The 21,877-nt window shown below is 45.0% G+C and carries 11 protein-coding genes; 6 read left to right on the top strand and 5 right to left on the bottom strand.

What is annotated here, in order from left to right; translation table 11 throughout:
- Nucleotides 1-149: 149 nt before the first annotated feature.
- The 3 genes from HFV01_RS29910 to HFV01_RS29900 form a co-directional block, all read right to left on the bottom strand.
- The gene (locus tag HFV01_RS29910) at nucleotides 150-2,336 is read right to left on the bottom strand and encodes a hybrid sensor histidine kinase/response regulator (RefSeq protein WP_193520711.1); all 2,187 of its coding nucleotides are present in this window, start codon (nucleotides 2,334-2,336) and stop codon (nucleotides 150-152) included.
- Nucleotides 2,337-2,583: 247 nt separating this feature from the next.
- Nucleotides 2,584-2,799: a hypothetical protein gene (locus HFV01_RS29905; RefSeq protein ID WP_006668313.1), complete on the bottom strand. Its 216-nt coding sequence runs from the start codon at nucleotides 2,797-2,799 to the stop codon at nucleotides 2,584-2,586.
- A gap of 267 nt (nucleotides 2,800-3,066) precedes the next feature.
- A complete protein-coding gene (locus HFV01_RS29900) occupies nucleotides 3,067-3,555 on the bottom strand; it encodes a hypothetical protein (protein WP_006623018.1) in 489 nt (162 codons plus the stop codon).
- Nucleotides 3,556-3,857: 302 nt separating this feature from the next.
- On the opposite strand from HFV01_RS29900, the gene sat reads away from it, so the two are divergent.
- The 5 genes from sat (at nucleotide 3,858) to HFV01_RS29875 (ending at nucleotide 15,894) form a co-directional block, all read left to right on the top strand.
- On the top strand, nucleotides 3,858-5,036 hold the full coding sequence (gene sat / locus HFV01_RS29895) for a sulfate adenylyltransferase (protein ID WP_006623017.1): 1,179 nt from the start codon (nucleotides 3,858-3,860) through the stop codon (nucleotides 5,034-5,036).
- 489 nt (nucleotides 5,037-5,525) lie between these two features.
- Nucleotides 5,526-7,874 (top strand): caspase family protein, encoded by a 2,349-nt coding sequence (locus HFV01_RS29890; protein ID WP_193520710.1) that lies wholly within the window; start codon nucleotides 5,526-5,528, stop codon nucleotides 7,872-7,874.
- A 115-nt stretch (nucleotides 7,875-7,989) separates the two neighbouring features.
- On the top strand, nucleotides 7,990-9,855 hold the full coding sequence (locus HFV01_RS29885; protein WP_006623015.1) for a response regulator: 1,866 nt from the start codon (nucleotides 7,990-7,992) through the stop codon (nucleotides 9,853-9,855).
- An 855-nt stretch (nucleotides 9,856-10,710) separates the two neighbouring features.
- A complete protein-coding gene (locus HFV01_RS29880; RefSeq protein WP_193520709.1) occupies nucleotides 10,711-13,821 on the top strand; it encodes a hypothetical protein in 3,111 nt (1,036 codons plus the stop codon).
- Between the two features lie 63 nt (nucleotides 13,822-13,884).
- The gene (locus HFV01_RS29875; protein ID WP_193520708.1) at nucleotides 13,885-15,894 is read left to right on the top strand and encodes a DEAD/DEAH box helicase; all 2,010 of its coding nucleotides are present in this window, start codon (nucleotides 13,885-13,887) and stop codon (nucleotides 15,892-15,894) included.
- Between the two features lie 200 nt (nucleotides 15,895-16,094).
- Here HFV01_RS29875 and HFV01_RS29870 read toward each other — a convergent pair whose 3' ends face one another.
- A complete protein-coding gene (locus HFV01_RS29870; RefSeq protein WP_006622681.1) occupies nucleotides 16,095-16,253 on the bottom strand; it encodes a hypothetical protein in 159 nt (52 codons plus the stop codon).
- A gap of 489 nt (nucleotides 16,254-16,742) precedes the next feature.
- Here HFV01_RS29870 and HFV01_RS29865 point away from each other — a divergent pair, with 489 nt between their 5' ends.
- Nucleotides 16,743-20,543 carry a helicase-related protein gene (locus HFV01_RS29865; RefSeq protein WP_193520707.1) on the top strand — a complete coding sequence of 1,267 codons (3,801 nt, stop codon included), beginning with the start codon at nucleotides 16,743-16,745 and terminating at the stop codon, nucleotides 20,541-20,543.
- 178 nt (nucleotides 20,544-20,721) lie between these two features.
- Here HFV01_RS29865 and trpD read toward each other — a convergent pair whose 3' ends face one another.
- Entirely contained in the window at nucleotides 20,722-21,792 is a 1,071-nt protein-coding gene (gene trpD / locus HFV01_RS29860; protein WP_193520706.1) for an anthranilate phosphoribosyltransferase, read from the bottom strand.
- Nucleotides 21,793-21,877 lie beyond the last annotated feature (85 nt).

The raw sequence follows: 21,877 nt of genomic DNA, 5'->3' as shown, positions 1-21,877 counted from the left end.
GTTTAATACAGAGTAAATTCACAAAATCGACTGATAGATATGCCAACATGGCTGTATAAACATTGATAATTGTATCTTTCAGTAGATGCCCCTACCAACCCGTATTAAAATAAGTCATTAGGTAGCTATACTCACTTAGGGCTGTTGTCCTAAGACTCGACGAACTTTTTGACAGTTGCCAATACCTGGTCAACATCAAGGGGTTTACTCAAATAACCATCAGCCCCAGCAGCCAGACAGCGTTCACGATCGCCCGACATGACCATAGCGGTCACTGCGACCACCGGAACGACTTTCCATAAACTGCTTTGTTTAAGTTGGCGTATCAGTTCAAAGCCATCAACTTCCGGTAGTTGAATATCCATTAAAATCAGATCAGGCAGCATTTCGGGTTTTGCCAGAGTGGAGTTAATCATATCCAACATTGTATAACCATCAGCAATCAACTCGACCTGATACCCTTCCAATTCCAAAACTTCAGTAATTAATAACTGATTAAAAATCTGGTCTTCCACCACCAAAATCCGAGGGCAGTCTACCTGATGTAACTTAGGGGTTTCCGGTTCTGGTGTAATTACCTCCCGGCTTTCCGGTTCAGGATTATAATTTTTGGCTAATTCCTGTCGCATCTCAGTTAGGGGTAGCCATACCCGGAAGCGACTGCCTTGATTAACCTGAGACTGCAAAGATACCGTGCCGCCGTGCAATTCTGCCAAACGCTTAGTTAGAAGCAACCCCAATCCGGTACCTTCATGGCGACGAGTTAGGGAAGAATCTATCTGTTGGAAAGGCTGAAATAATAAATGCCATCTGTTCTGGGGAATGCCAATACCAGAGTCCTGTACTTCCAAACATAAATAAGGGGTACTGTCATTAATGGGAGAACAGTCAGGGCGATAGTCTCCTTCTATCTGAGAGCCATAAGCTAGGTGTCCGCTTAGTCGCACTCTACCACCTTCTGGGGTAAATTTAATGGCATTGGAGAGCAAATTAATCATAATTTGTCTGACCCGTCGCTTATCTAACAAAACTTGGGTGATGCGGTAGTCTGATTCTAAAGACAGGGCTAGACATTTTTTATCAGCCCGAGGTTGAACCATTTTCAGACACTCGCTACAGAGTTCGTGGATGTTAACGGACTCCAGGTTTAACTCGGTTTTGCCAGATTCTATTTTGGATAGATCCAGAATGTCGTTGATCAAATGCAACAAGTGCCAACCACTTTTTTCGATAAATTGGACTTGGTTAAGCTGGCGAGAGTTGAGAGTTCCAGAGTTTTGGCGTTTGAGTAAATCCGCAAAGCCTAAAACGCTGTTAAGGGGGGTGCGTAATTCGTGAGACATGGAGGCTAAAAATTCGGATTTCAGTTGAGAGGCGCGTTCTAATTTTTCGTTGCTTTGACGCAAGCGTTCTTGGGCTTCGGCGCGTTCTATGGCGGTTCCCAGGGTTCGACAGGCGGCAAATAACATATCTAATTGCGGATATTCCTGCATTTTGGTGAGATCCCGTGATTCGAGGGTCAACACGCCGATGATTTCTCCGTTGGTAGCGGGAATGGGAAAAATTCCTAGTTGACCAATTCCGGGATGACGAAAGGGGGAGAAGGCTTTGGGATGGTTGGCGTAGTCTCTGACAAATCTCGGTTCACCTGTTCTAACTACATCCCACAGTAGACCCTCGCCGTAGGGGATTCCTTGGCTTAATGCGGCTTTCATTTCGGCGACGGCGGGTTCTCCATAGGTGGCCACAAAATGACCGGAAATTTGGTTTCCTAGCATCCCAGTGATGCGATTCTCTCCCTCTCCTAAAATTACTTTGACATCCCCAAAGGCTGCATTGGTGGTGTGTACTAGATAGTTGAGCGCAAATTGGGCGATGTTATCGAGGTTATCGGAGTCTTGGAGGCGTTCGTTTAGTCCCAACAGAAATCTTAGTCGTCGCACTTCGGTATTGAGGCTCAGTTGGGTGTTGCGATGGTCTGTGATATCTCTAAAGGTGAGTAAACGTCCCCCTGATGCTGTGGTCTGGCTGTGGACTTCGAGATAGATTTGATTATGTTGTTGGATGCAAAATGAGATTTCGCCTCTCACGCAGTCGCGCAGGGTTTGTCTCAGGTGTTCCCAGTCTGGCTTTAACCAAAGTTTTTTGGAGGTGATTTCAGCACAAATGTCATCGAGGGAGGGTTGGGCGGCGAGTTGGTCAACAGAAATTCCCCAAATGGCGGCGAGTTGGGGATTGAATAGGATTAGGCGATCGCTGCTGTCAAATAGGGCGATCGCCTGATCAATCTGGTTTAAAATCAAGATCTGCTGGTCTTTTAACTGCTGTATATCCATTCTCGGCCCTGAAAAAGTCCCAATTTCGGGTTAACTCACACCTACTTTATAAAACTTAACAGAAAATTGAACGGGTTAACAGTCCGCCGCCAAAGAGGGAACCAATCAGCAGCTAAACCACCCCAGGGGGCTGTCAAAAGGAATCGGCGGCTAGAGGCGCGATGAATATGCTTAGAATTACATTGAGGCCCAATGTCCGCGCCCTAATGTCTCGGTCTGACAAAAAAAGCCCCAGCCAGCCTTGTGGCTACCCATAGAAGCCGGTTTGACTTCCGCCCCCTGGGTGCATTGCTTCACCAGAAATCGAAACGGAGGCTATTGATATCTCCCCGGTGACTTGGCTTTGGGGGGCGGGGAGCATTTCTCCACGGAAGTCTAGGATGCTCACCAATAACAAATAAGCGATCGCTAAAATAATCGAAATGGCTCCGGTAATATAGGCAACTACTTTAGAACGTTCCATTCTCAATCAATTACAAGTTTCCACCATCCCACCCAGTATATACTAGACCATGGACAATTGAACATCACATTAACCATGATGTCGGGGCGGGTTCTGCTGTCAATCCTCAATTCCCACAGAAAAGATTGCCCAACCCGCCCTACACCCACAGTAGGGGCGACCTATTTTTTCAAGGCTACCACATCAGCAACTACCCGGACCAGCCCTCTCCCAGAGTTCGGGAGAGCCAGATTTAGAGGGTTTCATTATCCATCAATTACCTAGGTATTAGCGATTATAACGGTCATAGCGATTATAACGGTCATGGCGATTATGACGGTCACCGCGATTATAGCGGTCTTGGCGATCGCGCATTCTTTCAAAGTTGTCGCGATAGCGCTTTTCCCATTCCTGTTTCTCACGACTGAGGGTGCGTTCTAATTCCTGGTGAGCTTCTCTAATCACCCGTTCTTTTTGGCTTTGAGACAAACGCTGATTGTGGGGCTTGTTCATCTCATCTCGCATTTCCGATTCTAGCTGCTCATGTCGCCGCCGGCTATATTCTTCAAAATCTCGCTCAAATTGTCGCCGCCAATCATCATTATTCCGATTAGCATTCCGATTAGCATTCCGATTAGCATTCCGATTAGCGATCGTCAATCCCGCTTCTCCTCTGGTAGCTTGTTGAGTAGAATTACCATAGGAAATCATAGAGTTAGCCGGGAGTTGTAATCCTCCGGCTAGTAGAAACGTTGTCAGAACCAAAATACCTTTCATTGCTCAATTCTCCATAATTTTCAGATTAATTGACAGCCCCATGGGAAATGATTACGGTTTCAGACTAACGAAAATCCTGGTTCATTTACCCATACATATATACTACCATTTTGTCAATAGGATTGACCAAGTTTATAGTCGATATTGGTGATCACAAAGTTCCCAATCAAGTTCCCAGGGAGGACCATGAGCCGTATAAGGTACAGCCCCCCATATTTAAGTTCACAGCAAGGGGTAAAATAGGAGATTGAATAAAAATGAATCGATTTAGTTCAATCTGTAGTTAACTATTAGAGGTTACCTTGGCTCATCATCAAGATGCTATCGCGCCCCACGGTGGAAAGCTAATTAATCGCATGGCTAGTGCCGAACAACGGGCCGAACTCCTAGACAAAGCGGATACTCTCCCCAGAGTACAACTTGACGAGCGATCGCAGTCCGATTTAGAACTAATTGCGATCGGTGGTTTCAGTCCCCTAACCGGGTTTATGGAACAGGAGGACTATACCAATGTCGTCCATAATATGCGACTGAGTAACGGACTACCCTGGTCTGTTCCCATCACCCTATCGGTTACCGAAGAGGAAGCGGCGCATTTGTCCGAAGGCAGCCTAATTCGTCTGGACTCACCAGAGGGTAAATTTGTAGGAGTTCTGGAACTCACCCAAAAATACACCTATGATAAAGAACAGGAAGCCATCCACGTCTATCGCACTAATGATAACAAACATCCGGGAGTAAAGGTAGTTTATGAGCAAGGTCCGGTCAATCTCGCCGGTCCTGTATGGTTACTCAAACGAGAAGCGCACCCTTTGTTTCCCAACTATCAAATTGACCCCGCTGATAGTCGTTCACTCTTCCGAGAAAGGGAATGGAAAACCATCGTCGGGTTTCAGACTCGCAACCCTATTCACCGCGCCCACGAGTATATTCAAAAATGCGCCCTAGAAACTGTTGATGGTCTATTTCTCCATCCTCTGGTTGGCGCTACTAAGTCTGATGATATTCCGGCTGATGTGCGGATGCGTTGTTATGAAATCTTGATGGAACGCTACTATCCTCAAAATCGGGTGATTTTAGCGATTAATCCGGCTGCTATGCGTTATGCTGGACCGAGGGAAGCGATTTTTCATGCTATGGTCCGCAAAAATTACGGCTGTACCCACTTTATTGTCGGGCGTGATCATGCGGGAGTGGGGGACTATTATGGAACCTATGATGCCCAGCACATCTTTGATGAGTTTGAACCAGCAGAATTGGGTATTACTCCCATGAAGTTTGAACACGCCTTCTATTGCACATTGACTAAGGGTATGGCTACCAGTAAAACTAGCCCCAGTAACCCAGAACAACGGATTCACTTATCAGGAACCAAGGTTCGGGAAATGCTGCGACGGGGGGAAATGCCACCCCCAGAGTTTTCTCGTCCAGAAGTGGCGGCGGAACTAATTAAGGCCATGAGGGTTCCCTCAGAAGCATAATTTCACCAAACCCCCCTATCCCCGTCTCTGGGAGGGGGGAGTAGAAAATTCTCGACAATGGCAGAGTACGCGCTAGGATAAAAATGTAGGGATCGGGTTCAACCGAATTTCATCGGCGGGAAAGCCCCCAGGCTATTGTACAACTATCTCAGGCGCAGGTTCTCAGCTCTCTGGTTATGAACACAAAAAACATTCACCTCCCCGTGTCTGGGAAATTATCACTTTGTTGGGTGCGATATTATCTAGTTATAGGAGTGAGACACAAGGACTATCAGGAGGGTAATTAGTGGCAGATTTTGTTTTGCAATATCAGGGGTCTAATTTTCAGAAAAAAAATATCCTATTTTAGATAATAATGTTGATGGGAATAAAAGTTAATTTACGGCATTTAATCCCATTACAACAAAAACGCGTGACTAGATTTAGAGAATTTGGTCAGCCTTGATGGATTTAAGTTTCAGGGTATAGATGGATTAGGAATAATAGATCATGGCATTAAAGCGACGGCAATTTCTAAACAGATCGGGTATGCTACTGGCAGGGTTGGGACTAAGTGAGGTGGCTTGGTGGCAACTAGGCGATCGCTACCAGCAGGCGATCGCACAACCCAACCATCGGAAACTGGCTCTGCTAGTGGGTATCAATCAATATCCGAAAGTCTCCCAACGTCATATAGAACCGTTATCGGGATGTGTCACGGATGTAGAATTACAGCGGGAACTATTAATCGGTAGATTTGGGTTTAACCCCTCAGATATCCTCGCCTTGACTGATAAGGAAGCGACGAGGGAAAATATCGAAACTAGCTTTATAGAACATCTGATTAACCAAGCGCAACCAGGGGATTTGGTAGTCTTTCATTATAGCGGCTATGGCAGCCATGTAGCTGATACTAATCAAAACCCCGATGAACCGACTATCAAGCACTCCCTAATTCCGGTTGATGTTACCCAAGACCGCATGGGGGAACCAATTAACGATATTATGGAGGATACCCTGTGGTTATTACTGCGATCGCTGAGGACTCAACAAGTAGTCACAATTCTGGATACCAGTTATGTTTATCCTGGTTATTCTCAACAGGGAGTCCTGAGAATCCGGACAGCCGCCAGTCCCAATTCTCGCCAAATTAGCGATCGCACCATTACCCGACAACAAGAATTACTACAGCGCCACCAAATCGACCCCAAAGAACTAGAACAGCGTCGTCGCGGTGAATTGCCTGGTATAGTATTAGCAGCCAGCACACCCACCCAAATAGCCACAGAAACCAATTGGTCTGGACTCAGGGCCGGATTATTTACCTATAGCCTGACTCAAACTCTCTGGAATGCGACAGCCACCTCCGACCTGAAAGAAAGTCTAGGTCGTGTAGCCGGAGCCGTAGAACGTATCACCGGACCGAACCAGCAACCTCAGCTTCAGCGTCAAGGGAGAATGACTGAAGACTCGCCTTCACCCATGATTAAGCTACCACTAAAATCACCCCCAGTCGATGGAATTGTTACGACCGTGACGGGGGATGGAAAAAGTACGGAATTGCTACTAGCGGGTTTACCTGGCTGTGTACTGGAATCGGGAGATGTTAATTCCCTATTTGCCATTGTACCAAACACTGAGAGTACAGAATCTAAGGTGCTGCCAAAACTTCAAATTCGCGGATATAACTCATTGCACGCTACCGCTGAGGTACTCACATTAGAAGTTGGTGGTATCAAGTCACCTGCCGTTGAATCTGGCCAATTTATTAAAGAGACTATTCGGGTTTTACCTCGCCACATTGACTTAAAAATTGGTCTTGACCCTAAACTCGATCGCATTGAAAGGGTCGATGCGACCAGTGCTTTGTCTAGTGTTGCTGATGTCTCTATCGCCAGCAACGACCAACCCATGGATTATCTACTGAGTCGCGTTCGGGATACTACTATTGCTCAAAATTCGACTGCTCCCCTGAATTCATTATTCCAAGGGCATTATGGTCTATTTTCCCCCGGTCAAGTGGTGCTTCCTGATACGGCCGGAGAAGGAGGAGAAGCCGTAAAAGTCGCCGTACAGCGATTAGTTCCCCAATTGAAAACTCGATTAGCCGCTAAGTTGCTGCGTCTGACCGAAAATGAACGTTCCGACTTACTCAAAGCCAAAGTTACCCTGGCTATGTTAACTCCCCAGTCAAGGGCGATCGCTAAACGAGAAACCCCTGATTTATCCCATCAGGGAACCGAACAACTCATCCTAAATGCCTCGAATCATAGTAATTCTACCCCAGGGTTAGCGCACCGTTCCGAAACTTTTGGTATACCGACTATACCAAAGGAAAGTCGCATTCAGATGCAATTGCAGAATAATGGTGAACTCCCCCTATATTTCATCATGTTTTTGTTCGACAGTCGTGGTCAAACATACGTTTATGATGCTACTAGACCTCCCATAGTTGAGACTGAAGACAGTTCTATGATTTTACCCCAGGTTTTACGGGTAGAGGCTGGTAAAACCATGAGTATCCCCCCAGCTAATGTTAATGGCGGAACTAGCAACACCGAAACCCTAGGAGAACTGGTGCGGGGTCCGGCTGGATTGATTGAAACCTATCTAATTATTAGTCATTTCCCTTTTACTCAGACTTTACCAGCTATTAGTCGTGGTTTAAAGCCAACTTCCATAAGTTCACCAAATGGGCTGCAATTGCTATCTAATCCTTTGGAAGTTTCCCGCGCTGTCTTGGAAGATTTGGCAAAAGCTAGTAAACTAGGAGTTGAACGTTCCGGGATTTCTACTGATAATCTCGCACTAGATGTTAATGCTTGGGGAACCTTTAACTTTGTCTGTCGAGTTGTGTAAAACTTGTCAGGAGTTGAGAAACTTAATAGTAGACAGTTATTTCTGTTTTCTATCCGGTTTCCTATCTTGTTAGTCAGGGTTAGAGAGTTTCTGATAGCATCAGTAGGAGATGTTCATGAAAATTTTAATTGTTGAGGATGATAGAAATGCAATTATTCCTCTGATTGACGAGTTAAAAGCCTATCACTATATTGTTGACTTGGCGGTTGATGGTCATACCGGATTGGAACTCGCTTTAGAATGGAATTATGATTTAATTATCCTTGACTGGATGCTTCCCGGAATCAATGGACCAGCAATTTGTCGTCAATTGCGCGAGCAAGGTTTTCTCAAACCGATTTTGCTTTTAACTGTACGCAATCTTAATGAGGATATCATTACCGGATTAGATGCTGGCGCTGATGATTTTGTTTCTAAACCTTGCAGTCCGTCTCAGCTTTTGGCGAGAATTAGGGCTTTATTAAGAAGGCAAAGTTTACCACAATCAGCATTACAATTGACCTGGGAAAAGTTGCAGGTAAATGAAACTTCTGCACAGGTTTATTATGATAACCAACCCGTTGATATTAAGCCCAAAGCCTATAATTTACTTTTGCTATTTCTGAAAAATCCACAGCGGATTTTTAGCCGTCAGGATATTATCGACCAACTCTGGTCTTTTGATAATGAACCTAGCGAATATGCGGTCACTAATTTAATTAAAGACCTGCGCCGAACCCTGAAAGATGCGGGGATGATGGGAGATATTATCGCCACTGTCTATGGCTTGGGATATCGCTTAAATCCCCCCCCAGAAACGGAAGATTATTCGGGGAAATATCTGGATAATTCAACATCCTTAATGCCGAAATCCACCCATAATCTTGAGGAAGTTTTGGCTAAATATCAAAATTCTTTTGGCGAAGAGGTAAGTTTTTTAGAAAACCTGTTTTTAATTAATTATTCGGATGATTCTATCTCGGAAATTTCCCAAAAAAAGGCTCAGGAAATTGCTCATAATTTGGCAGGAAGTTTGGGTTCTTTTGGCTATCAACGAGGTTCGGAATTAGCCCGTGATATCGAAAACTGCTTGAGAAATGATGATGGCTTATGTTTTATACATAAAAATATCAGTATAATTCAAGACAAAATCCGGGAATTATGTAATGAAATTAACCAGTCTCCTCAACCGATATATTGCCACATTTGTGCTTCATCTAATCAAATTTTGCTGATTGATGCTGATCGAAGTTTAGCGGAACAATTACAAGGTCAAGCTGGCGCTTGGAACTTAAATATAGAAGCGGTTTCCACTTTGACTAATGCTAGACAGTGGCTGACCAAAACTCTCCCTGATGCGATTTTATTAGACCCCCATTTGTCAGAGGAAGATTTGACAGGATTTGATTTCCTCAAGAACATCGGACAACGTTTCCCGGAAATTCCTATTTTGATTTTTACTTATGAGGATAACCTGTCGGAACGTATTATGTCGGCGCGTTTGGGGGCTAGACGATTTTTGCACAAACCCGTTACGCCTCAATACATTTTTGAAGCGATCGCCCAAGTTCTCCCCAAACCCCCCAGCCGAGATGCTCGGATTCTGATTGTAGAAGATGATCCTATCTGTTTGCAAGTTTTGCGAAATATCCTCAAACCCTGGGGATTTGATCTGATTTGCTTGAGAGAACCTAACCAATTTTGGCAAGTCCTAACCCAAACTCTCCCGGATTTATTAATTTTAGACGTACAAATGCCTACCTATACGGGTTTGGATTTGTGTCAGGTCGTCCGACAAGACCCGGCTTGGGAAGAGTTACCAATTTTGGTGGTCACTGGACATCAAAGTTCTGATATGATCCAAAGGGTTTTTGAAGCTGGCGCAGATGATTTTATTACTAAACCAATTATTGGCCCGGAATTAGTCACCCGCGTTATGGCTCGTATTGAGCGATCGCAACTGAGAAGAAAAGTTAAACAGATCCGAAAACAGTCTAGGTGAGTTATCCATCATAGCCGCAGCTACTGACCGAGATTGTCAGAAAGAAAAACCCAGCCCCCACTTCCAGCCCACTAGGGACTAGATATTTAGGTCTCCTACTCACCCAGAAAGGGCATGAACCCTTGAGAGCTTTTGGTTCCCTAAACTATAGGTACCAGTTCTATATGGGTAGACTGGGCTGCATATCAGGGTCTATGTGTCATAGTAACAGCAAAATATAAGAAACTTATAAAATGATATCCAAAATTTTGTAAAGCCCACACCCTTACCGGATTATGGCCAACCTTTCCCAATAGTTCTGTCTGTTTATCGATTTCAGGTAGCATCTTCTGATACCGCCTGACTTTTTTGGCGGTCTGGGAGGGTGACGACTTTGGCTGTGGTGAGTTGTAAATACGCCTAAGTTGTTGAGGTGGGAGGCGGCGGGGAGTAGTTGGGAGTGGGTGAATTTGAGCGATCGCCTTATTGAAAGCTACTATTAAAACTAGTTCAGGATATCCCCTATTGCTTTTCAGATTATCTGTGGGGTGATTATCTGTAGGCTGGGGTTGGGTTTCCCAAGCTAGAATAACTTAGGGTCAGCGCCACCAAAAATTACTAAAATTCAGGAATCTAGGGAGCCGGGATTGGAGTTTACCATTAGCCGTCAAGCGGAGGGCTTCGCAGCTCATTAGTATGGTTGAACTTAAAAATATCATGCCAAGTGTAATGGTTAATGGTATCAGGTCTTACCGGATGCCAACATCACTGGTGTAATATGGCAAGAATATCTTGGCTTCCGAGTGTGAACCTTTCAGCCAACTACCAATCCGAAACACGACTCGCCAAACGAAAATAACCGCAACCGCTTTGATCATGAATTACCTAACTTGGAATGAAAAAATCGCAGAATATTTCTTTAACCCAGAAAAAGCCAACCGTAGGGTCTACTTGTATGTCACCAAAGACTTGATTGAGGAAATCGGAAATCCTGATGGTATTGATGATTTTATTAAAGCCATTAAAAGCAATGATATGGGGACTAGAAATGGCAATATTTGCACCAACGCAAAACGAACCTGGGAATACTGGAAATACAAAGAGGGAGGACGAGGATATCCTCGATATCTGGCTTATTTGGCACTTTTTGCATTGACAGCTAGTAAGCCAGAAGAAAAGTTCGATCCGATTTCCTACTATCCAGATTTGTATGATTTGCTCGGTGAAAAAAATATAACAGTCGGGCCCTATCCAGGATTTCAAGATATGCGGGAACTTTGGGACGACTTGGAGCAATGGTCTCAAACAGAAAAATGTGGTGAATGGGGACTATTTTATAGTCAAAGTATAGGTGGAAATGTTCATATCGGTTATCCCTTATCTCAGACGCTTTTAACCGAACCAGAACTGAAAGTATTACCCGCAATTTTTGATAAAGCTCAATTAGATCCCACGTCTCCTGGTTCTGAGGAAGAGATAAGACTGTTGATAATTCAACATGGAAATCGGCTTTTGCGAAAACGGACACTCACATCCTTAAAATCTCATTCAAGCAGTAACAATTTCCGTCAAGAACTGATCGCAAGAATCATAGATGAGTTGCGGAACTGGGATGGAACAGCAGAAATTATATCAGCAAATGGCCATCAGCAGATTTTGGGTCACTTAGTTTTATGTTGCCAACTCGATGAGGTTGCAGAAAATGTAAGAATTACTCTACGTTGCCAAACCAAACATGAATTTCCGGAAGATGACCTGTTGTTGCATTTCGAGAATAATCCAGATGGTGATTTTTCTTGTTATGAACACGATCAGAACTGGTCATCTATTATTTCCGACTCCAATGGAAAATCATTTGACGCTTCTCGGGTTGATTGGAGTCAGGGCTTACGGATGCGATCGCTAGATAAGCAATGGTCTTTTAAGCTGCCTGCATCTCCCATCCGCATTTTCGTGACGGGAAGCAGGCTGGGGCTGCCGGGTCTGGTAGAAGTGCGACAATTGACAAAAGGAACTCCCTTTTATTTGGGAGTCCATCAAAGTTGCCGTGAACAAATTGAGCAGTGGGGATCATCGGGATGTAAGGACTTTAAAAAAGTACGGATAACCAAAGGCTTACCTCAGAACTGGCATTTTTATAAAGTGGCAGAGGCTTGCAATGATGATTGGGTGAAAGATCGATATCCCATACTAGCCTTTCCCAACAATATTCAGCTAAATTTTGCCGGAGGAATCCGACTTGATAAGGGTAATCAATTTTTTGATTTTGCCGTGCCTCAAGTTTGGTTAGATGGTGTTGATGATACGGTGCAAGTGTATTGCCAAAATCGCCTTTTAATTCGCGATCGCCAAACCGGACTTTATACGTTACCCACCGAGCTACTCTCCGAAGATAAAACAACTGTTGAAGCTCGTGAAGAGGAAAGGGTAATCAGACGGATATCGCTATCTTTAATCAAAAATTTTACCTGGAAAGACGTTCGGGAACAGCAACAGTTTGATCGCTTTGGTCAACTGCAGCATCCCACTAAGGATTCGGGAAATCAAGGGGCGATTATCACCGCCACAGAAGATTTGCCACCATGGGAATCTCATCCCTCCATTAAACCTCAATCATCAATTCGGAAGACTGCAAATATTTTTTGGATTGGCAAAGAATCGGGTCAAATTAAAAACTCCAAATATCCACCGTCTGATTGGTCTCCTGTCTGGACTATCTACGTCGGTGATAAGTACCATGAAGCCCAATTTTGCGGAGTCAATATAGCGACCTCTCAGCCCATAGAATCACAGGATCCCGATCCACGAGATTTAGTCCAATGGCAAAAAATGCTGTGGCGCGATCGCAAACAAATTTTACTGGTCGAACGACATTCTGATATTCGCTCTTTATGGAAACAGTATCAAAAAACTGCCAAACGACTAAAAATCCAAGCTAAGGCGCAGGAAACATCGCGCTCATCCCCGGTTAACAATGCCAGTGGCGATCGCTTATTGTATGTGGTATCTGCCAAACAGAAAATGGCTTGGGGGTCTTCTTTTAAAGATGTCTTTTCTAACCTTTACCAACTCACTGAAAATCTGAAACAACCAGGACAATTGGAAGCTGCGGAACAGCAATTCAAAACAACTCGATGGGAAACAGTTCGCGCTCTCGATGCGCTTGGACATTGTAATTTTGAATTTGGGGATAATAGTAGTTGGGTCTATGTGGCTCCTCCTGCGTTGGTGCGATTACCATTACCTGGGATTCCTCAAGCCATATTAACAGGAGCGCGATCGCCCCAAACTATTGAGGAAATTTATCAGATTTGTCAGTCTATTGGCAATCATATCAAGCTAGAGGTGACAGACCAAACCAGCAAGTTATCATTAGTGCCACAACGCATTGCAATTCAAGCTCGTGAAATTATGGAACTAAAGGCGATCGCCGATTCTCTTGGCATCACCTTCAGCGAGACTCCCCTCCCTTGGTCGTTGCTGCATTTTTCGGGTTCCCTCGATGATTACCTGGCGACCCTCGAATGGTCTGACGCACCCGAGTTAAACTGGGAGCGCGAAACCTTCGATCCGGCTTACTGTGGTTTTGATCCGAGCCCAAATAGCGATCGCTATGTCCGTCTGTGTAAATACAAAAATCCTGTAAGAAAAATTTACACTTATCATTTGTGGAAAGAGGTAAAATCTACAGAAATAGATCAGTGCTGGGGACGCTACGCCGTTTTGAAGGCATTGGGGTTGAATGTTTTGGTCTATGACCCGCAACGATGGATCGTGGCGGTTCCTATGGGGGCGACTCTACCGCGCCTCATCGAACGGAGTTTGACTCTCTGCTCTGGATATGTAGCAGAAAATATAAAAAACTTAAAACTCGACAATCTTCAAACGAAAAAGTTTAAATTATTCCGAGATATCCCACCCCAAATCGCCGAAATGATTGCACAAAAATTGAGCCAGCAGTTGTCTATTCAAAATCTGAAGGTTTAGTTGGAATCACATCTAACCGAAAAGCCACCAACATTCACCCAGTTAATGATGAGGTAAACACCCATGCACGATCCCATTGGAGCTTTCGATAAAATCCGCGATAACTTCTTACTCTACATTAAAACCGCGTTCGGTACTAAGTTTCCTGAAATCGAACAGGAGCGAGAAAGGCTTCTGGGGGAACCTGGTGTATTTTATCAGGAACCCTGGCTAGAGCCACTGCCTCAATACCAGCGTTCTGGTCAGACGATCCATCAGCTACACTTAGAAGACGTTCCAGGCTTAGACGAGACGACCTTAGCAGAATTTAAACAACTAGCAGGTTGTGGACTGGTTGGCGATTATCAACTCTACAGCCACCAAGTTGAAATGCTCCGCAGAGCTTTACAAGGACAAAACGCTGTGGTTACAGCGGGGACGGGTTCCGGGAAAACTGAATCTTTTCTTTTGCCCTTATTTGCTTACCTTGTCCGAGAGTCAAGAAACTGGGACGCTCCCAATTCAGAACCTCCTCATCTCAATGACTGGTGGAAAAATGAAGATTGGCAAAATCAATGCAATCCAAAAGTCACCAAACGACAGCGAATGCAGCGTTCTTATCGCGTTCCTCAAAGAAGCCATGAAACCCGCGATGCAGCAGTACGGGCGTTGATTTTATATCCCATGAATGCCCTGGTGGAGGACCAGCTTACTCGACTTCGCCGCGCCCTCGATTCCGAATCGGCTAGAGAATGGCTCAAACAACATAGAAATGGCAATCGGATTTACTTTGGCAGATACAACGGCGTTACGCCAGTACCGGGACATGAACTCAAGGAAAAGGGCAACCCAAACAAAGACAAAATCGACAAGCTGGTAGATGAAATGAAGCAGCTCGAGTTATCTGCGAAGGCTGCAGATGAACACGATCGCGAAACGGGCAACGGTGAAGTTCGCTTCTTTTTTCCTCGATTAGATGGGGCAGAAATGCGCTGCCGTTGGGATATGCAAGACGAGCCGCCTGACATCCTGATTACCAACTACAGTATGCTCAGTATCATGCTGATGCGGGATGTAGATAAAGATATATTCGAGAAAACTAAAGAATGGTTAAAAAAGGATGACAGCGTTTTTCATTTAATCGTTGATGAGTTGCACCTTTACCGGGGAACGTCTGGGACGGAAGTTGCCTATTTGCTGCGTTTGCTGCTACAACGCTTAGGACTTCATCCCGGACACCCCAAACTGAGAATTTTAGCTTCTAGCGCCTCTCTGGAACCCAACGATCCAGAAAGTTTAGAATTCCTATCGCAATTTTTTGGCACTGAATGGCATTCCGAACAAATCATCCCCGGAAGTCTGGAAGAAATTCCAACCATCGAAGGGGACTATCTTCTTTGTCCCGAACCTTTTATCGCTTTAGCTGAATCTTCCAAGAGCAACAATATAGATAACACTATTGAAGAAGAAATACGTCAATTCCCTGAATACGAACAGTGCCGCTCAATTATAGAATCTGAGAGTACCTCTGTCCGAGCGAGAATGCTTCATGGCTGCACCAAGTCAGAACAAACCCGCGCTGTTTCTATAGATTGCTTTGCTCAAGGTATTTTCGGCAACCATTTAGACCCACAGATGCGGCGACAAGCGGCAAGAGGTTTGCTGATGGCGCGAGGTCTATATAATGGCTCAATATCTTTGCCATCTTTCAGACTGCACTGGTTTTTCAGAAATATCGAGGGATTGTGGGCTTGCGTTAAGCCAAATTATGATTGTCATGAAAATGAATGCAGCGAAAATCGACCGATTGGCAGACTTTATGTCGAAAATCCACCCATTCTCTGCGATCGATATCGAGTCTTAGAGCTACTCCGATGCGAACAATGTGGCACTGTATTCTTGGGTGGAAATCGTTTGACTTTACCAAATAATGAGGGTTGGGAACTTTTACCAACAGAACCAGATATCGAAGGCATCCCAGACCGCCAAGCAGCCAAGCTTGTGGAGCGCCGAACCTACCCAGAATATGCAGTTTTTTGGCCTTCAAGAGATATCGATAAAGATGTTAGTGCGAGACGTTTAGGAGTGAAATAAGGCTGCAATGCCTGAAATAACCTCCTAGAGGGAAAATTAGACCTTCAACCAGTCTAACCCCTTAACTGTATATATGTCCCGACGTTTAGTGAGTTGTTGCACTAAGCAAGGCAGGGAACTCAAGGTCAATCCCATTTTAAGAAATCACAAAATACCGTCCAAGTATACTTAGGAGGAGTATTTCAACCCACTTGGGGTGATTATGGGAAAGAGTAAAGGCGATAGCCACCCCCAGTTTCAGAAATCACAAATCTGGGATTGAAGCGGGGAACGGAAGGCGTGAGGGAAAACCCATTCCCAAAATCCGACCACTGCCAACCATCCATGATTAGGGAAACCGAATGTCTGGCTTGAACCATCGTAATATCGAGGTAGCGAAATAGGTTGACACGCTGCGTTCAAAAGAACAAGGGGAAAAGAAGAGGACTTGACTAGCCATCTTCACAGACCTTTAAAAGTACCCCGGTGGATAGGACAAATCTAAAGATGGAATGCCCATATATACGGAACGTTGAAACCCCTGTTAGGCTCTCCATATAAGAAAGTGAGCAATATTACTCACTGGAGTAGTGAAAAGTGTAAGCGTATGCCCATAAGGGGAAAGGATGTGACTGAAAGCTAATGCCTAACTGTAATGGTTGGGATATGCCCACTAGTCACGGTGTGGATATAGAGACTGCGATGATGTAAGAGTGCTTACGACCGTGAGCGAGTTTAAAGACTACGTGGTGTATATAGCTCCTAAAGTTGAAGTCATAAAGCAGGGGGTAGTAACCCTGTTCCTACTGACAAAATAGGGTATCCACATCAGGAGCCGTGTGATGTGAAAGTATCAAGCACGGTTTTGAATGGGAGTTGGGAAAGGTGACTTTCCTTTCGACCCCTACCAGTCATGGAAGCAGCCATCAAAACAAAGTGGCAGTAAACAGAAAGAAGAAGCTTCCTGGGACCAAGCATCTCTGGATACTCGCAGCGGTCGAGTGCTTCTTGGAGAACCGGACTCCGATACACCTGAAGAATGGATTCAGGGTTATGTCTTTCACCTGCGAAAAGCCTTACCAGACAAACAGGCAGCAATAAGTGCATTACCCTCTATTTGTCCGAGTTGCGGTGCAGACCATACAAACCGAAAATATCGCAAATCACCGATTAGAGGATTCCGTACCGGCTTTTCCAAAGTTAGCCAATTGCTTTCTAAAGAACTGTTTTATCAGTTGCCTGACACAGAAGATTCCCGCAAACTGGTGGTATTTTCTGATAGTCGTGAAGATGCCGCTTCTATCTCTAATGGCATTGAAAGAGCTCACTACGATGACTTGGTTCGCGAGGCAATCTTTGATGAACTCGGACAATTAGCTATTGGTGAATCACAACTTTTGGAAGACTTACAAGAACAGGGAAAACCAATCCGTCCTGAAGCGATTCAATTTGCCCAGCGAAACCCTAATTCTGTTAATAACTTAAAGGAGCAGATTGAATTAGCCAACACATCCTTGCCGTCTGGACTGCAATCTATTCTATTAAAACAATTTCAAGAACAACAAGAAAAATCCCAAGCAGCATTACAGGCGATTCAGCAAAGAGGTGAAACGCAAACAGTTCCTATTCGAGTTTTATTTGAAGGAGAAAATCAAGCCCCTGGGCTGCTGATTGAACGATTGGCAAGTTTAGGTGTAAATCCGGCTGGTAATGATGTACTTTATCAGGATTATTCCTACGAGGATCGGTGGAATCATTGGACACAATTGTTTGACTTGAACAGTGAAAATCCAGGATGGAAATCGGATTTATCCCCTCAAGCACAGGAAAGGCGTGAAAATACCCTTCGTCCTAAAGTCCAATCAGAGGTTTGCGATCCACTTTTTGGTCGTCTTTACTTTGGGATTGAAGCGGCTGGGTTAGGCTACGTTCGGCTTAATTTACCCTCAGCAACCATAGAAAATTTGGCGACTGAATGCGGTGTTGCCCCACAAGTTTTTCAGAATATCTGTGATGGCTGTCTGCGAGTCATGGGTGATTTGTATCGTTATGAACAGGTTGATTCACCATATTCGATCGAGCCATGGTCGGAGGATCGTAAATGGAAAGATGCCCGGGCTAAATTACGAGATTATGTGAAGAAATGTGCAAGTCAAAATAAACTTTCAGAACAAAAAGTATTTGACGCTTTATGGTCAGCGATTTGTAAGGAAGGTAAGCACCATTACTTAATCCTCGACCCTCGGCATTTATGGGTGCGCGTTGCGGTTCCTGATGACCCAGTATGGCAATGCCAATCCTGTGGACGCCCACATCTTCACCATGCAGGGGGAATCTGTACGAATTGCCAGAAAGAATTGCCCACCGAACCTAATCAAACTTGTGCCGACTTGCACGCACGAAATTATTATGCGACAGAAGCAGTGAATAAGCGTAAACCCATTCGACTGCACTGCGAGGAATTGACGGGACAAACTGACAATCAGGCGGAAAGACAGCGACATTTTCGTAACATTGTGGTCAATATTGGCGAACAAGAACGAGAGTTTATTCCGGTTGTGGACACGATCGATATTTTGAGCGTCACCACAACAATGGAAGTTGGCATCGACATCGGCAGCTTAATGGCTGTAGTCATGGCAAATATGCCGCCAATGCGCTTTAATTACCAACAACGAGCGGGTCGTGCGGGTCGTCGCGGTCAGGCTTTTGCGATTGTTGTCACCCTCTGTCGAGGTCGCAGTCACGATGAGTTTTATTACCAGTATCCCGAAAGAATCACAGGGGATCCGCCTCCAGTTCCCTTTTTGTCGATGTCGCAAGTTGAAATTATCCGTCGTCTCCTGGCTAAAGAATGCCTGCGACGCGCCTTTCTCTCCGCTGGTGTTCGGTGGTGGGAAGCGCCAACACCTCCAGACAGTCATGGAGAATTTGGCACAACAGAAGATTGGCTGAGTCAAAAAAATCGCCAAGAATCAGTCCGCGAATGGCTAGAGACTTCACCGGAAGTAGCTGATATTGTCCATGATTTGGCAGTCCGCGTTGAAAATATCGATCCAGTGCAGTTAGAAAATTACGCGCGTGAAGAACTCTTTCAACAGATTGACAGTTGCGCCAATAATCGCGAATTAGCCGGGGAAGGATTAGCCGAACGTCTTGCTGAGGCTGGAATTATGCCGATGTATGGGATGCCCTCAAGAGTGCGTAACTTGTACCACGGTGCGAACAGAACTCGCAAGATGACTTACAGCATCGATCGCGACTTAGATTTAGCCATTACAGAATTTGCCCCCGGTTCTCAGAAAACTAAAGATAAACGAATTTATACTGCGATCGGCTTTACTGCGCCTTTGCTGTGGAAAAAGAGTCTCGTTCCCGCTTCGGATGAACCACTTTCTCAGCGTCAGTGGATGTTGAGATGTACTCGCTGTCAATATACGGAAACGTCTCATCAACAACTTGAATATGCAGAATGCCCGAATTGTGGAGCAACGGTAGAACAAGGACTCAGAATTTTCCAATGGGCTGTACCTTTGGCTTTTCGTACCAGTTTCAACCGAGGTTCAGATGCTAAAGACGGAGATGACTTGAGGTTAACAGGTGCCGGAAGTGTTGCCGAATCACGGCCTCAAGAGTTTAAGCAAATAACTAATACGAATACGTTAACTGCATTTGCAAACTCAGGTCGTGTTTTCCGTGTTAATGACAATGCAGGTGATTTATTTAAAGGAGCAATCGGAACTGCTTCTCTATCCGGCAAGAATCTAAGGAAATTACCAAATCAGTGGATACATGCTAATTTCCAAAAAGGTGGTGAAGAGGGAGTACAATTTCAACCCCAAGAGCCATCAGAGTCGATCGCAATTGTCGCCCCAAAAACTACTGGGGTTTTACGAATTAAACCGGCAACTGTTCCGTCTGGTTTATGTCTGGATCCTCTGGCACCCGGTTCTGGGGTGAAAGCTGCTTTCTACTCAGCCGCTTTTATCGTTCGTGCGGTGACAGCAGAAAAATTAGACATCGATCCAGAAGAAATAGATATCAGTGGTTTACGGCAGGTGACATTAGAAACCACTGGGGAGAACATTGGAGAACTCGTAATTAGCGATCGCCTTCCCAATGGTTCCGGCTTTACTTACTGGCTTGCTAATCACTGGCAAGAAATCCTCGCTCAAATAGTCAATGCTGACCCAAATGCCAACACCTTTGCTGGTTCTCTGATATCTTCAGAACATCGTCATAATTGTGACTCGTCCTGTTATGACTGCTTGCGGCAATACCGTAATATGAACTACCACGGCTTGCTCGATTGGCGATTAGGATTGTCCTTGCTGCGAATTCTAGCTGACGAGAATTTTCCTTGTGGCTTAAACGGCAAATTTTCGACTCCAGACTTAGAAAATTGGCAAGACCAAGCTACAAAATTGCGAGATAGTTTTAGTTCATCCTTTGGCAGTTTTTCCCCTAAAGTGTTCGGTACTTTACCTGGCTTTAATTTGGGTTCTAAGAGCTTAGTAATCATTCATCCATTGTGGAATGTTAACAATCCGATGAATATCTTGAAAGAAGCGGTTGACTCTATCGAAGAAGATCGGGAGATTAAATATTTGGATACCTTCAATCTTTTACGCCGTCCTAGCTGGTGTTATCAATCGCTGAACGGAGATTGAAATAACTCTTGTTGGGAGTTGATAAATTTGAGCGATCGCACCATTTAAACCTACCATTGAGGAGCGATCGCACCATTTAAACCTACCATTTAGGAGCGATCGCACCATTTAAACCTACCATTTAGGAGCGATCGCACCATTTAAACCTACCATTTAGGAGCGATCGCCTTATTTAAAGCTAGTTCAGGAACTTGATCAACTCCTGTAATTTCGACCACGCCGCCCCACTTTGGAGGATATCCAGCGCCAGGCTATAGCCTTGGTGATGTTCCTGGAGTGGAACTACTCCAGCCACCTGTAAAGCTAGGGAACTATTGAGCGCCACAGCATCTTGTTGGGGGGTCGTTCCTTTCCCTTGTAGCACCTGGGTTAAAATTTCCATATTGTCGGCAAGTTCTCCCCCCTTCAGGGCGCTAATAGGGGCGGCGTTGATGCCTAAATCTTCTGGGTTCAGGAGCGATCGCATTACCTTACCCTCAGATAGAATAGCTAAATCCGTACCATCCGCTAAACCCGCCTCGTCTAAACCCTCCCGTCCATGGAGGACAATAGCCCTTTCTATGTTAAGATGTCCTAGGGCTTCGGCGATCGCATCCAAAACACTCGGATCAAACACCCCAATAACTTGCCCTACCGGACGCAGAGGATTAACCAAAGGTCCCAAAAGATTAAATACCGTCCGCACCTTCAGAGTTCGACGTAAGGGCGCTACCGCCTTCATAGCCGGATGCCAACCCGGTGCAAATAGGAAAGTAATCCCCACCTGTTCAACCGCCGCCCTCACCTTTTCTAGGGGCGCTCCTAAATTCACTCCTAACCCCTCTAATACGTCCGCAGAGCCAACTTTACTCGAAGCCGAACGATTCCCATGTTTAGCTACCGGAACCCCAGCGGCGGCGCACACAAACGCCACAGCAGTAGAAATATTAAACGTCGATGCCCCATCTCCCCCGGTTCCACAGGTATCGATTAGGGAAAATTTAGATTTCAAACCATCTGCGCCGGGGGTGGGTAAATTTCCTGATTGGGACTGCGCTTGTAATACTTTCGCCATTCCCGCCAATTCTTCCCCAGATACTCCTTTGGTTTGCAGAGCCACTAAAATCGCCCCGGATAAGACAGGGGGGATAGACTCACTGAGCCATCCTTCCATTAACATTGAGGCTTGGTCGGTGGAAAGGGACTGATGATCTAGGAGTTGTTGGAGAAGTTGCGGCCAGATATCAGCATCAGGGGCAGAATGAGTCATGGTAAAGGCAATTAATTGAGATTATCTAGGTTGGGCATTCTGATTTTATCCTAGGTCAGATCAGGCGATCGCGCAACCTCCCAGA

It is taken from the genome of Limnospira fusiformis SAG 85.79, assembly GCF_012516315.1.
Taxonomy (GTDB): domain Bacteria; phylum Cyanobacteriota; class Cyanobacteriia; order Cyanobacteriales; family Microcoleaceae; genus Limnospira; species Limnospira fusiformis.
This window is presented reverse-complemented; position numbering and strand designations above follow the sequence as displayed.

Bases quoted from the DNA above. Each gene is read 5' to 3' on its own strand.
- HFV01_RS29865 (WP_193520707.1), top strand. From the start codon at position 16,743: ATGGGAGTTGGGAAAGGTGACTTTCCTTTCGACCCCTACCAGTCATGG.
- HFV01_RS29910 (WP_193520711.1), bottom strand. From the start codon at position 2,336: ATGGATATACAGCAGTTAAAAGACCAGCAGATCTTGATTTTAAACCAG.
- HFV01_RS29905 (WP_006668313.1), bottom strand. From the start codon at position 2,799: ATGGAACGTTCTAAAGTAGTTGCCTATATTACCGGAGCCATTTCGATT.
- HFV01_RS29875 (WP_193520708.1), top strand. From the start codon at position 13,885: ATGCACGATCCCATTGGAGCTTTCGATAAAATCCGCGATAACTTCTTA.
- HFV01_RS29900 (WP_006623018.1), bottom strand. From the start codon at position 3,555: ATGAAAGGTATTTTGGTTCTGACAACGTTTCTACTAGCCGGAGGATTA.
- HFV01_RS29890 (WP_193520710.1), top strand. From the start codon at position 5,526: ATGGCATTAAAGCGACGGCAATTTCTAAACAGATCGGGTATGCTACTG.
- trpD (WP_193520706.1), bottom strand. From the start codon at position 21,792: ATGACTCATTCTGCCCCTGATGCTGATATCTGGCCGCAACTTCTCCAA.
- HFV01_RS29885 (WP_006623015.1), top strand. From the start codon at position 7,990: ATGAAAATTTTAATTGTTGAGGATGATAGAAATGCAATTATTCCTCTG.
- HFV01_RS29880 (WP_193520709.1), top strand. From the start codon at position 10,711: ATGAATTACCTAACTTGGAATGAAAAAATCGCAGAATATTTCTTTAAC.
- HFV01_RS29870 (WP_006622681.1), bottom strand. From the start codon at position 16,253: ATGGTTCAAGCCAGACATTCGGTTTCCCTAATCATGGATGGTTGGCAG.